Raw genomic sequence first — 12874 nt, forward strand, 5'->3', positions numbered from 1 at the left:
CGGCCGCAGCAAGCGGCGAGGTTGATCATGCGCCAGGGGACGACGGGCGTGAACAGCATCTACCGTCGGCTCATGCTGACGCTGGGCGCGCTTGTCGCGCTGACCCTGGCCGTCGGCACGGTCGGCTGGGTGGGCTTCACCTCCACTGAGAGCACCCTGGAGACCGCTCAAGCAGAGAGCATGGCAGACCTTCGCCAGGTTATGACGCTCGCCGAACGCAGCGCCAGCCTGGCGGCCAAGGCGCCAACCATCGCCGACGTGAGGACGCCGCAGGCCCTGGCTGAAGGCCGCAAGGATCTGGAGGCGCGTCTGGCGGAGTTCATGGCGCTCGCGGCGTCGCTTCGGTCCACCAAGGACCCGGTTTCACCGGCGCGCGTTCCTTCGATCGTCCGCCTTGCCGACAGGCTCGAGGGCATCGTCGTCAATCTCATCGCGGTCACCGGTGAGGGGCTGGACGCCCGTCGCCGCCTCGGCGAGCACCGGCTCGCCCTGGTCGAACTGAGCGACCGGCTGGTCGAAGCGGAAGCATTGCTGCCCTCCTTGCCGGATCCCGGTCGGGCGTCCCGCGCAGTCGAGGCCGCCCGCCGGGCTCTCTCCGCGGCGCGAGCCGGGATGATCGCCGCCGACACCCCCTCCGTCGACGACGCCCGGGCCGACTTCGTGCGTTCGGCCGCCAACTACCGTCGCCTCGCCATGGAAGCCGGTCCGGGTACGGACCCGTCGGCGCTCGCTGCCATGGACACCGCTATCCAGGCCCTTGGCGACCTCTTCGCCGCCCGGCGCCTGGAGATCAGCGCCAACCTGCGGATCCGCATCTTCCTGGCCGCCGTGGATACCTCCTCCACCCATCTCACCTCCATGGTGAGGGGCCTTGCCGCCACGGTGGAGCAGGCCGCCCTCGCCCGCGGCGAGCGTTCCGCCGAGGCGTTGCGCCGTGGCAAGATGGCGATGCTTCTGTTCGCCGGCCTCTGTCTTGTCGCTGCGCTGGTTGCCGCCAGCACCCTGATGCGCGACGTCGTCACCAATCTGCGCGGGGCGACGAGCGCGCTCACGCGCCTCGCCGCGGGCGACTTCGGCGCGGAAGCGCCTGGCGCCGAGCGGCCCGACGAGATCGGCGAACTCGCTCGCGCCTTTGCCGTGTTTCGCGCCCAGGCGATCGAACGCGACGAGTTCGCCCGGCGCGAGGCGGAGAACGCCGCCCGCCTCACCGCCATCTTCGACAACATGACCGGCGGGCTTGCCCTGTTCGACCGGGACGGCCGCCTGAAGACCTGGAACCCGAGCTTCGTCAGCCTGAGCGGCTTGGCCGCCGATCACGTGCAGACCGGAGCGGCGCTCGACCACCTGCTGGAGGATCTCTTCGGCCGCGGTGTCGAGACCCGGTCCTTCGACGGCCGCGCCCTTGGAGGCCGCTCGCTCGACCTCGCGCGCCTCGCCCGCAGCCGGGCCATGCAGAGTGTCGTGCTCGAACAGCACTACCCGGACGGCACCGTCGTCGAGATCCGCACCAACGCGATGCCGAACGGCGAGTGGCTCGCCAGCCTTTTCGACCTCACCGACCGCAAGATGATGGAGCGCCAGCTCGGTCATGCCCAGCGCATGGAGGCGATCGGCCAACTCACCGGTGGCATCGCCCATGACTTCAACAACGTGTTGGCGGCCATCAGCGGCAATCTGCAGATGATCATCGACGAATCCGAACTCGGATCCACAACGCGCACCCGTGCGCTGCGCGCCCTCGACGCGGCCGAGAGTGGCGGGGCGACCACCCAGCGCCTGCTCGCCTTCGCCCGGCGCCAGCCACTGGAGCCGGAACCGACCGATCTCAATACCCTGGTGGCTGACGTCGCGGACCTCCTGGTCTACGGCCTCGGGGCCGGGATCGACATCGCGCTGTCCCTCGACGACGACCTGCCGCCCGCCATGATCGACCCCGAGCGCATGGAGACGGCACTCATCAACCTGATCTTCAACGCGCGCGATTCCATATCCGGGCCCGGCCGGATCACCATCGCCACCGAGGCGGCGCCGGACGGTGGGATCCGGCTTTCGGTTCGCGACACCGGATCGGGCATGGCGCCCGAGGTGGCGGCGCGGGCTTTCGAGCCGTTCTTCACCACCAAGCCATTTGGCGCGGGCAGCGGACTCGGCCTGTCGATGGTCTACGGTTTCGTGCGCCAGTCCGGCGGCAGCATCGCAATCGACAGCGAGGTCGGAAACGGAACCGTCATGACCGTCACCCTGCCGGCCGCGTCGGCCGAAGCCGAGGCCGAGCCGGAGACCTTCGCACGGGTGATGCCGCCCCCTTCCGGAGCGCATGTCCTCGTGGTGGAGGACGACCCGCGCGTGCGGCCCGCGACCGCCGAGCTGGTCGCCAGCCTCGGCTACCGGGTGACGGACGTCGCCACCGCGGAGGCCGCGCTGGCGGTGCTCGACCGGGATGTCGTCGATCTCCTCTTCACCGACGTCAGCCTCGGCCCGGGTCCGGACGGGCCGGCGCTCGCTGGACTGGCCCGCGCCCACTGTCCGGGGCTGCCGGTCGTCTACTGCTCGGGCTTCCCCCGCGGCGCGGACCTCGACGGCACCGTCCTCGACAAACCCTTCCGGCGCGACAGGCTCGCAGCGGCCTTGGCCGCGGCCCTGCAGGATCAGCCCGAACCGATCGGCTTCACATCCGCGTCGAACACATAGCCGACCCCCCGCTCGGTGCGGATGTAGCGTGGCGATCCGGGCGTCGGCTCGATCTTCCGACGCAGCCGCAGTACGAGAACGTCCACGGTCCGGTCGAACACATCGCCGCCCGCCCGGTGCGTCAGGTCCAGCAACTGGTCTCGGCTGAGCACGCGCCCGCTCGACCGGACCATGGCGGTCAACAGGTCGAACTCGGCCACGGTCAACGGCACCGCATCGCCGGACGGGGCGATCAGCCGACGCCCGTCGAGGTCGAGCACATGGCCGTCGAAGCGATAGCCGTGCCGGGTGGCTGCGGGCGGCGGCGCCGTCTCCCGTCCCCGGCGGCGCAGCACGGCCTTGATGCGGGCGAGGAGTTCGCGGGCGTTGAAGGGTTTCACCACGTAGTCGTCCGCGCCGATCTCCAGCCCGAGAATGCGGTCGATGTCGCCCCCGCGTCCGGTCAGCATGATGATCGGCACATCGCTGGTCGCCCGGATCGTTCCCGCCAGGCCCAGCCCGTCCCGATCCGGCAGCTTCAGGTCCAGAACGATCAGATCGGGCGGATACGGCCCATCCAGCATAGCCAGGAGCGCGGCCGCGTCTCCCAGCGCGACCGCCGAGTACCCCTCGGTTCGGACGAGATCCGCCACAGTCTCGCGCACGACCGGGTCGTCCTCGACGATGGCGATGCGTGCGGCTGGGTTGGCTCCGAGCACGCCTTTCCTCCCTGGCCTATGGCCTTCTTTTGAGACACTCTTCCACACCGCGGCCGGCAACGGAAGCGAACTCGGCAATGGCGGGGGCCGGCGAGGTGCATGTCTTGAATACGGTTGTCTTCGTCACCCACCCCGAGGTCGCGGTCGATCCGTCGATCCCGGTGCCGCGCTGGCAGCTGTCGCCCGCCGGCCTTGCCCGCATGCGGATCTTCGTGGCGGGGGAGGTCTGCGCCGCGGTGCGCACCGTCGTCGCGAGCACGGAGTGCAAGGCCATCGAGGCGGCCGGCCTGCTCGCAGGTCGCCTGGGTCTGCCCGTTTCGGTCCACGAGGGGCTGGGCGAGAACGACCGCAGCGCGACCGGTTTCGTGCCGCCCGCCGAGTTCGAGGCTCTGGCCGACGCCTTCTTCGCAAGGCCGGAGGAAAGCGTCCGCGGCTGGGAACGCGCCATCGACGCGCAAGCCCGGGTCGTCGCAGCGGTGGATGCCGTGCTCGCCGCCGCCGGACCGGGCGACGTGGCGATCGTCGCCCACGGCGCTGTCGGCACGCTGCTCGGCTGCCACCTTGCGGCGCGGCCGATCGATCGCCGCCACGATCAACCGTTCCAGGGCCACTACTTCGCCTTCGAGCGGGACACCCGCCGTCCCATCCACGACTGGCGACCGATCGCGCCGCGTTGACGAGCCTTATGGAACCGATTGAATGCCGACACAGCAGCCCGGAGACGACGCGCGCAGTGCCTTGGGTTTCCTGAGCGTCACCGAAACCGCGGCGCTCGCGACGCAGGGCGTCCTCGTTCCGTCGCCGCACGCCGTCCTGGTCTCGCCCGGCGCACGGCTCGCACCCGGTGTCGTGCTCTGGCCAGGCGTGATCGTCTCGGTCGATGCCGGAAGCCGCATCGACATCCAGGCCGGAACGCAGCTCCACGCGGGCACCCGGCTGGCCGCCACTGGCGGCGGCATCGTCGAGATCGGCGAAGGAGCCGAGATCGGTGAGGAAGGGGGCTTCACGATCAAGGCCGAGGCCGGTCATGCCATTCGGATCGGCTGCGGCGCCCGTCTGCTGGGCGGCGGCGCGATGACCTTCTCCAACGAGATCGGCGACGGTGCCCAGGTGCTTGGACCGATCCGCATGCAGAACTGCAGTCTCGCCGGTGGAGGAAGCTGGCGCGAGCCGGACCCTGATGTGCGGGGGGCCGTCCTGAAAGGGTCCGGCGTCGCGCGCGGCATCACCCTTGAAAGAGGCGACGTGATCCAGGCCTTTGGCCTTTTCGCGCTGGAACCTGTCCGCCGACAGGTCGAGTTTCATCCAAAGCCGCTTTGAGGCGGGTTCTCCCGAGTGCCCGACCCGAGTGCCGGTCGCCGCCGGAAGCGGTCATGGGGCGATCGTGTCGTACCTCCCCTTCAATTCCACATGGATCCTTTATGCCGTTCGGGCCTAGTGGATCAGATGCCTGAACAAGGAGGCATCCATGCTGGATATCGTCTACCTGACCGTCGGTCTCGGTTTCTTCGCGCTGATGGCGCTCTACGCCCGCTGGGCGGCCCGGGCCTGAGGCGACCATGCTCGACCTCGTCCTCGGCGCAGCCGTCGCTGCCGCCCTCGCCCTCTATCTCGTCGCCGTGCTGATCCGGCCCGAGCGATTCTGATCCTCCCTTCTCTTCGAAAGCGACTGCCATGACCCTCGTCGGCTGGCTTCAGATCGCGCTCGTCTTCGGCCTCGTCCTTGCCGCAGCCGCTCCGCTCGGGGCGTTCATGGCCAAGGTGCATGCCGGCGAGCGCACGGTCCTATCCCCCGTTCTCGGCCCGATCGAGCGGCGGCTCTACAGCGCCGCCGGCGTCGATCCCGCCCGCGAGCAGGGCTGGCTCGGCTACACCCTCGGGATGCTCGTCTTCAACGCGGCCGGCTTCGCGCTGCTCTACGCCATCCTGAGGCTGCAGGGCGTGATGCCCTTCAATCCGCAGGGGTTCGGCGGCCTCGCCCCGGACCTTGCCTTCAACACCGCCGTCAGCTTCGTCACCAACACCAACTGGCAGAACTACGCCGGCGAGAGCACCATGAGCCACTTCAGCCAGATGGCCGGGCTCACGGTGCAGAACTTCCTCAGCGCCGCCACCGGCATGGCGCTGGCGGTTGCGCTGGTGCGGGCCTTCTCACGGTCTGGCGCAGCGACCGTGGGCAATGTCTTCGCCGATATCACGCGGTCGACGCTTTACGTCCTTCTTCCGCTCGCCCTGGTCACTGCCCTCATCCAGGTGGCGCTCGGCACGCCGCAGACGCTGGACGGATCGGTCGTGGCGACCACCGTTGAAGGCGGGCAGCAGACGCTGGCGCTCGGCCCGGTGGCAAGCCAGATCGCCATCAAGCAGCTCGGCACCAACGGCGGCGGCTTTTTCAACGCCAACGCGGCGCATCCCTTCGAGAACCCAAACGCCCTCTCCAACATGCTGACCATATGGCAGATGCTGGTGGTCTCCACCGCGCTGGTCTTCGCCTTCGGCCGGCTCGTCGGCGACAAGCGCCAGGGCCGGGCGGTTCTCGCCGCCATGGGCATTCTGCTCGTGACCGCCGTGGGCCTCTGCTACTGGGCCGAAAGCGCCGGCACACCGCTGCTCGCTGGCGCAGGGCTCGACCCGGCCGGCGGCAACATGGAAGGCAAGGAGGTCCGCTTCGGGATCGCCATGTCCGCCATGTTCGCGGCCGTCACGACCGGCCTCTCCGACGGCGCTGTCAACGCGATGCACGGCTCCTTCACGCCGCTCGGCGGGATGGTGCCGATGGTGTTGATCCAGCTGGGCGAGATCCTGCCCGGCGGCGTCGGCTCCGGCCTCTACGGGATGTTGGTGGTGGCGATCCTGGCGGTCTTCGTGGCGGGCCTGATGGTTGGCCGCACGCCGGAGTACCTGGGCAAGAAAATCGAGGCGAAGGAGGTCAAGATGGCCATGCTCGCCATCCTTGTCCTTCCGGCGGCCATCCTTGGTTTCTCCGCCGTATCCGCGGTGATCCCGGCCGGCCTCGCCGGGCCAGGCAATGCGGGCCCGCACGGGCTGTCGGAGATCCTTTACGCCTACTCGTCGGCGGCGGGCAACAACGGGTCGGCCTTCGGATCGCTCTCGGGCAACACGACCTGGTACAACATCACCCTCGCCGTCGCGATGCTCCTCGGCCGGTTTGCCTACATCGTCCCGATGATGGCGATCGCCGGTTCCCTGGTCGTCAAGCCGAGGCTTGCTGCGTCGTCCGGGACGTTCCCGACCCACGGGCCGCTCTTCGTGGGTCTTCTCGTCGGCATCATCCTTGTCCTCGGCGGTCTCCAGTTCTTTCCCGCTCTCGCCCTCGGCCCGATCGCCGAGCACGTTGAGATGCAGGCGGGCACGCTGTTCTGACCGGTCCAGAAGGAGTTCACCCCCCATGTCCTCCAAAGCCGTGGCATCCGTCGCATCCGCCGACCTCGTCGGCCGGGCCACCGTCGACGCCTTCAAGAAGCTCAACCCGAAGACACTCGCGAAGAACCCGGTGATCTTCGTCACCGAGGTGGTCGCCGCGCTCGTCACGATCCTGTTCGTCCGCGACCTCGCCACCGGCGGTCCGGTGCTCTTCACCGGGCAGATCACCGCCTGGCTGTGGTTCACAGTGCTCTTCGCCAACTTCGCCGAAGCGATCGCCGAGGGCCGCGGCCGGGCGCAGGCCGACAGCCTGCGCAAGGCGCGCACCGACACGCTCGCCAAGCGTTTGCTCCACGAAGGCGACCGCAACCTCTGGAGCACGGTTTCCGCCCTTGACCTGGACGTGGGCGACCACGTGATCGTCGAGGCCGGCGACCTCATTCCCGGCGACGGCGAGATCGTGGAGGGCATCGCCTCGGTAAACGAGGCGGCCGTGACGGGCGAGTCCGCGCCCGTCATCCGCGAAGCCGGCGGCGACCGCTCAGGCGTCACGGGAGGCACCACCGTCCTCTCCGACTGGATCGTCGTGCGCATCACGGCCGCGCCGGGCTCGTCCTTTCTGGACCGCATGATCGCGCTCGTGGAAGGCGCCGAACGGCAGAAGACGCCGAACGAGATCGCCCTCACCATCCTCCTCGTCGGCATGACGCTGATCTTCCTGATCGCCGTCGTGACCCTGTCCGGGCTCGGGGCCTATTCCGGTGCGGCCGTCTCCGTGCCGATCCTCGTCGCCCTCCTCGTCACGCTGATCCCGACCACAATTGGCGGGCTTCTCTCCGCCATCGGCATCGCCGGCATGGACCGGCTCATCCGGTTCAACGTGATGGCCATGTCCGGCCGCGCGGTCGAAGCGGCCGGCGACGTGGATACCCTGCTCCTGGACAAGACGGGTACGATCACCTTCGGCAACCGCATGGCATCAGAGATCATCGCCATGCCGGGCGTCACCGAAAGGCAGGCGGCGGAGGCGGCGCTGCTGGCGAGCCTCGCGGACGATACCGCCGAGGGCAAGTCGATCGTCAAGCTGGTCGCCGAGCACTACGGCGTCGCGACGCCGCAGGCCCGGCCGGAGGGAGCTGCCTTCATCGACTTCTCGGCCGCGACCCGGCTGTCGGGCGTGGACATCGGGACGCGCCGCGTCCGCAAAGGCGCGGTGGATGCCGTCCGACGCTTCGTCGCGGAGGGCCGGTCCGCGGTCACTGAACCGCCGGCCTTCGCCCAGGCGGTGGAGCGGATCGCCCGGTCCGGCGGCACGCCGCTCGGCCTTGCGGAGGATGGACGAATCCTCGGCGTCATCCACCTCAAGGACGTCGTGAAGCCCGACATCAAGGCCCGTTTCGCCGAACTCCGGCGGATGGGCATCCGCACCGTGATGGTGACCGGCGACAACCCGGTCACGGCGGCAGCCATCGCGTCGGAAGCCGGCGTCGACGACTTCATCGCGGAGGCGACGCCGCAGGACAAGCTGGCTTACATCCGCGCCGAACAGGCCAAGGGACGTCTGGTCGCCATGTGCGGCGACGGCACCAACGACGCTCCCGCCCTCGCCCAGGCCGACGTCGGCGTCGCGATGCAGTCCGGCACCCAGGCCGCCCGCGAGGCCGGCAACATGGTCGACCTCGACAGCGATCCGACGAAGCTCATCGAGATCGTCGGCATCGGCAAGCAGCTTCTGATGACGCGCGGTTCGCTGACCACCTTCTCGATCGCCAACGACGTCGCCAAGTATTTCGCGATCATCCCGGCGCTGTTCGTCGCCGCGATCCCGGAACTCGGCGTCCTCAACGTTATGGGCCTCGCGACGCCGGAGAGCGCGATCCTCTCGGCGGTGATCTTCAACGCGCTGATCATCATCGCGCTGATCCCGCTCGCCCTTCGCGGCGTTCCCTATCGGGCAGCGGACGCCGCTTCCATCCTCTCCCGCAATCTTGCGATCTACGGCCTCGGTGGTCTGATCGTGCCCTTCGTCGGCATCAAGATCATCGACATGATCATCGCCGCGATGGGCCTCGCCTGAAGGATCGAACCCATGACTCTCGCACAGCGCATCGAAACATCGGCGCAACCGGACGGCCCCTCGACCCTCACCGCGCAGGCCAGGCCTGCCATCGTGCTCGTCGCCGCCTTCACCCTCCTCCTCGGCTTCGCCTATCCGCTGGCCGTGACCGGGATCGCACAGGCCGTGTTCCCCGTTGAGGCGAACGGCAGCCTTGTCACGCGGGACGCAACGGTGATCGGATCCGCCCTCATCGGGCAGACCTTCACGCGGCCGGAATACTTCCAGCCCCGACCGTCGGCGGCCGGAGCGGGGTATGACGGCCTGGCGTCCTCCGGTTCCAATCTTGGCCCGACATCGCAGAAGCTCTCCGACCGCATCGGAGAGAGCGTGGCGGCTCAAAGAGCGGACGGCGTAACGGGCACTCTTCCAGCCGACGCGGTCACCGCTTCGGGCAGCGGCCTCGACCCGCACGTCTCACCGGACTACGCTCTCATCCAGGTGCCCCGGGTCGCCAAGGCCCGCGGTCTGCCGGAGGCGGACGTGAGAGCTATGGTGACCGGAGCGGTCGAAGCCCCCGTGTTCGGGTTGATTGGCGAACCACGGGTGAACGTGCTCCCCCTCAACCTCGCTCTCGACGCCCTCGATCGCTGACGTCATGGCCTCCCCGACGCCGCCCCGCGCCTCGCCTGACGCCCTTCTCGCCCTCGCCGAACGCGAGGGGCGCGGCAAGCTCCGGGTGTTCCTAGGGGCGGCGCCCGGGGTGGGCAAGACCTTCGCCATGCTGCAGGCTGCGCGAGCTGCCACTGAGGGCGGGGAGGAGGTCGTCGTCGGCATCGTGGAGACTCACGGACGCCGGGAGACCGAGGCCTTGGTTCGAAGACTGGAGGTCCTGCCGCGGGCTCAGATCCCCTATCGTGGTCGCCTCGTCCCGGAGTTCGACGTGGATGCGGCACTGGCAAGACGGCCGAGGCTTCTCCTCGTCGACGAATACGCCCATTCCAACGTGCCAAGCTCCCGCCACCCGAAACGCTGGCAGGACGTTAGGGAACTGCTCGACGCCGGGATCGACGTCTGGACCACGCTCAACGTCCAGCACCTGGAAAGCCTCAACGACGTCGTCCAGAAGATCTCCGGCGTCCGCGTCCGTGAGACCGTTCCGGACAGCGCGCTCGAGGAGGCGGACGACATTGTCCTCGTCGACTTGCCGCCGGACGAGCTCCTGAAGCGACTCGCCGACGGCAAGATCTACGTGGAGGACACCGCGGCCCGCGCAGTCCAGAACTTCTTCAAACCGTCCAACTTGACGGCGCTCCGCGAACTCGCGCTCCGGCGCGTCGCGGCCCGGGTCGACAGTGATCTCGTCGAACGCATGCAGGGGGGCGCCATCGAAGGGCCGTGGGCAGCGGGCGAGCGCATCCTCGTCTGCGTGGGCGCCGATGCCGCGGCGGCTCGACTGGTCCGCCACGCCAAGCGCCTCGCCGACCTGATGGACGCATCCTGGTTCGCGGTCGCCGTCGAGAGGCCCGGATCGGATCTCGACCCCGCGGCCCGGGCGAGGCGCGATGCCGCTCTGCGCCTTGCCGAAAGTCTCGGGGCTGAGACCCGGGCGCTCGTCGCGACCGACCGCGTCGGCGAGATCCTGCGTGTCGCCCGGTTCGAGAACGTCACTCAGATCGTTGTCGGCCGGGCCCGCCCCAAGCTTTTCGCCCGGCTGTTCCGCCCCTCGCTGCCTGAGGAGCTGGTCCGTTCGGCCGACGGAATCGCCGTCCACGTCGTAACCTCCGAGCGCGGCGAGGATGCGCGCCGCGGTTGGCGTGACCGATTGCCGGATCCAGGTCCGCTGCGCGGCTACCTGGAGGCCACCGTCGGCGTGGCGCTCGCCGTCGGCGTCGGACACGGACTGACCCAGGTGGTCGCGCTCCCCAACATTTCGATGTTGTTCCTGACGGCCGTCCTCGTCCCTGCCGTCCGGTCGGGCGTCTGGCCGGCCATCTACGCGTCGGCGCTGTCCTTCCTCACCTACAATTTCTTCTTCATCGACCCGCTCTACACCTTCACGATCGCCCGCCCGCACGAACTCCTGGCGCTCGCCATCTTCCTCCTGATCGCGGTGGTCACGTCAGCGGTTGCCGGTCGGGCCCGCGAGCAGGCGCGCGCGGCGATAAAGCGGGTAAGGGCTACGCGCCGGCTCTACGAGTTCACCCGCAAGCTCTCCTCCCTGCCGGCGGCAGACGCCGTCGCCGAAGCGGCCGCTGCGGAGATCCAGGCGATCGTCGGCCGCAGCGCCGTCCTGCTCCGCGAACAGGCCGGCGAACTTGGCGTCGCCGCCGCCTGGCCACCCGAGGACAGGCTCGACACCGCGTCCATGATGGCGGCACGCTGGGCCTTCGAGCACAAGGAAGCGGCGGGAGCGGACACCGGGACGCTGCCGAACGTGCCCTGGCTCTTCCTGCCTCTCGTCGCCGGGCGCGGCCCGATTGGCGTGGTCGGCATCGAGGACGCGCCGGACGGCGTTCACCTCGACGCCGAGCGCCGGAGCCTCCTCGACAGCCTCGTCGAGCAAACCGCCGTCGCCCTCGATCGCGCGACGCTCGCAGGCGAGATCGAAGCGACCCGCATGGCTGCAGAGACGGAGCGGATCCGTAACATTCTGCTGGCGTCGATTAGTCACGACTTCCGTACACCGCTCGCCTCCGTGCTCGGCGCTGCGACCAGTCTGACCGAACTTGGCGACCGGCTTGCGCCCGCCGAACGCGCCGACCTCCTCGTCTCGATCCGCGAGGAGGCGGAGCACCTCGACGGCATGGTCCGGAACCTGCTCGCTATGACGCGGCTCGAGGCGGGGGCGCTGGAGATCAGGATGGACTGGACGGATCTCGGTGAGATCCTGGAACGGGTCGCGGCCGCCGCCCGCCGACGCGGTGCGACGCAGGCGATCACCGTGACGACGACGCCGGACCTTCCGCTCGCCTTCGCCGACCCCATCCTCCTCGACCAGGCGCTCGGCAATATCGTCGGCAACGCGGTGCGTTACGCCGGTCCGTCGGCGAGGATCGCGCTGTCCGCGTCGGCGGACGACCGGAACCTGAGCCTCGCCGTGGACGACGACGGCCCCGGCATCGATCCCGCCCTTCTGCCGCATGTCTTCGAGAAGTTCATCCGCGCCTCCGCCGAACGCGGCGACGGGGGCGAGGGCTCCGGCCTCGGGCTGGCGATCGCCAAGGGCATCGCGGAAGCCCATGGCGGTTCCGTGCACGTGGAAAGCCCGGTCACGAACGGCCGCGGCACGCGTTTCACCCTCGTCCTGCCCCGGCGCCGGATCGCACCATGACCACCGTCCTCCTCGTCGACGACGAACCGGCGATCCATCGCTTCCTGCGCCCTGCCCTGATGGCGGAGGGTTACGCCGTGGTGCCGGCGATGGACGGCCGCGAAGCGCTGTCGCTGGCGGCGGGGCAGGCACCGGACGTGGTGATCCTCGACCTCGGCTTGCCCGACATCGACGGCAAGATCGTCCTTCAGCGCCTGCGTGCCTGGAGCGACGTTCCGGTCGTGATCCTCTCCGCGCGCGACCGGGAGGCCGAGAAGATCGAGGCGCTGGACCTTGGCGCCGACGACTTCGTCAACAAGCCCTTCGGCGTCGGCGAACTGCTGGCGCGCTTGAGGGCCGCCTTGCGCAAGCATCGCCCGGGCCGGGTGGCACCGGCGACGATCCGCACCGGCTGCTGCGAGATCGATCTCGCAGCCCACCGTGTCACCCGGAACGGCGAAGAGATCCGCCTGACGCGCCGGGAGTTCGACCTCCTGGCCCTGCTCGCCCGCAATGCCGGGACCGTGCTGACACATCGCCAGCTTCTGACCGCAGTCTGGGGGCCGTCCCATGGCGGCGACACGCAGTATCTGAGGGTCTACGTCGGCCAGATCCGGCAGAAGCTCGGCGCGACCGAACAGGACCCGGTCATCCTCACGGAACCCGGCGTGGGGTATCGCTTCGCCGATGCCGGCTGACGTCCGGCGCAGCCGGGGCCGATCGAGTCGAGAC

The 12874-nt window shown here is 69.3% G+C and carries 10 protein-coding genes; 9 read left to right on the forward strand and 1 reads right to left on the reverse strand.

Going from position 1 to position 12874, the window contains the following annotated elements; all coding sequences use genetic code 11:
* Positions 1 to 48: 48 nt before the first annotated feature.
* Positions 49 to 2691, forward strand: coding sequence for an ATP-binding protein (locus HZ321_RS21920; RefSeq protein ID WP_181701546.1), 2643 nt, complete (start codon positions 49 to 51; stop codon positions 2689 to 2691).
* On the opposite strand, the gene HZ321_RS07460 is transcribed toward HZ321_RS21920, so the two are convergent.
* Positions 2649 to 3389, reverse strand: coding sequence for a response regulator (locus HZ321_RS07460; protein ID WP_181701547.1), 741 nt, complete (start codon positions 3387 to 3389; stop codon positions 2649 to 2651). The genes HZ321_RS21920 and HZ321_RS07460 overlap by 43 nt on opposite strands.
* Positions 3390 to 3493: 104 nt before the next feature.
* On the opposite strand from HZ321_RS07460, the gene HZ321_RS07465 reads away from it, so the two are divergent.
* From HZ321_RS07465 to HZ321_RS07500, 8 genes are all read left to right on the forward strand, one after another.
* Positions 3494 to 4066, forward strand: a complete 573-nt coding sequence (locus HZ321_RS07465) for a histidine phosphatase family protein (RefSeq protein WP_181701548.1) — start codon at positions 3494 to 3496, stop codon at positions 4064 to 4066.
* A gap of 22 nt (positions 4067 to 4088) precedes the next feature.
* Positions 4089 to 4709, forward strand: coding sequence for a hypothetical protein (locus HZ321_RS07470; RefSeq protein ID WP_181701549.1), 621 nt, complete (start codon positions 4089 to 4091; stop codon positions 4707 to 4709).
* Between the two features lie 239 nt (positions 4710 to 4948).
* Positions 4949 to 5035 (forward strand): K(+)-transporting ATPase subunit F, encoded by an 87-nt coding sequence (gene kdpF, locus HZ321_RS22005; RefSeq protein WP_181701789.1) that lies wholly within the window; start codon positions 4949 to 4951, stop codon positions 5033 to 5035.
* Between the two features lie 28 nt (positions 5036 to 5063).
* Positions 5064 to 6773 (forward strand): potassium-transporting ATPase subunit KdpA, encoded by a 1710-nt coding sequence (gene kdpA / locus HZ321_RS07480; RefSeq protein ID WP_181701550.1) that lies wholly within the window; start codon positions 5064 to 5066, stop codon positions 6771 to 6773.
* Between the two features lie 25 nt (positions 6774 to 6798).
* Complete coding sequence (gene kdpB / locus HZ321_RS07485) at positions 6799 to 8850, forward strand: potassium-transporting ATPase subunit KdpB (RefSeq protein ID WP_181701551.1); 2052 nt, start codon at positions 6799 to 6801, stop codon at positions 8848 to 8850.
* Between the two features lie 12 nt (positions 8851 to 8862).
* A complete protein-coding gene (gene kdpC / locus HZ321_RS07490; RefSeq protein ID WP_181701552.1) occupies positions 8863 to 9483 on the forward strand; it encodes a potassium-transporting ATPase subunit KdpC in 621 nt (206 codons plus the stop codon).
* Positions 9484 to 9487: 4 nt separating this feature from the next.
* Entirely contained in the window at positions 9488 to 12163 is a 2676-nt protein-coding gene (locus HZ321_RS07495; protein WP_181701553.1) for a sensor histidine kinase, read from the forward strand.
* Complete coding sequence (locus HZ321_RS07500) at positions 12160 to 12840, forward strand: response regulator (RefSeq protein WP_181701554.1); 681 nt, start codon at positions 12160 to 12162, stop codon at positions 12838 to 12840. Before HZ321_RS07495 ends, HZ321_RS07500 begins: the two co-directional genes overlap by 4 nt.
* Positions 12841 to 12874: the final 34 nt, after the last annotated feature.

This window comes from Chthonobacter albigriseus (genome assembly GCF_013839445.1).
Classification (GTDB): domain Bacteria; phylum Pseudomonadota; class Alphaproteobacteria; order Rhizobiales; family Pleomorphomonadaceae; genus Chthonobacter; species Chthonobacter albigriseus.

Coding starts and splice junctions, on each gene's coding strand:
- HZ321_RS07470 (WP_181701549.1), top strand. CDS start 4,089: ATGCCGACACAGCAGCCCGGAGACGACGCGCGCAGTGCCTTGGGTTTC.
- kdpF (WP_181701789.1), top strand. CDS start 4,949: ATGCTCGACCTCGTCCTCGGCGCAGCCGTCGCTGCCGCCCTCGCCCTC.
- kdpA (WP_181701550.1), top strand. CDS start 5,064: ATGACCCTCGTCGGCTGGCTTCAGATCGCGCTCGTCTTCGGCCTCGTC.
- kdpB (WP_181701551.1), top strand. CDS start 6,799: ATGTCCTCCAAAGCCGTGGCATCCGTCGCATCCGCCGACCTCGTCGGC.
- kdpC (WP_181701552.1), top strand. CDS start 8,863: ATGACTCTCGCACAGCGCATCGAAACATCGGCGCAACCGGACGGCCCC.
- HZ321_RS07495 (WP_181701553.1), top strand. CDS start 9,488: ATGGCCTCCCCGACGCCGCCCCGCGCCTCGCCTGACGCCCTTCTCGCC.
- HZ321_RS07500 (WP_181701554.1), top strand. CDS start 12,160: ATGACCACCGTCCTCCTCGTCGACGACGAACCGGCGATCCATCGCTTC.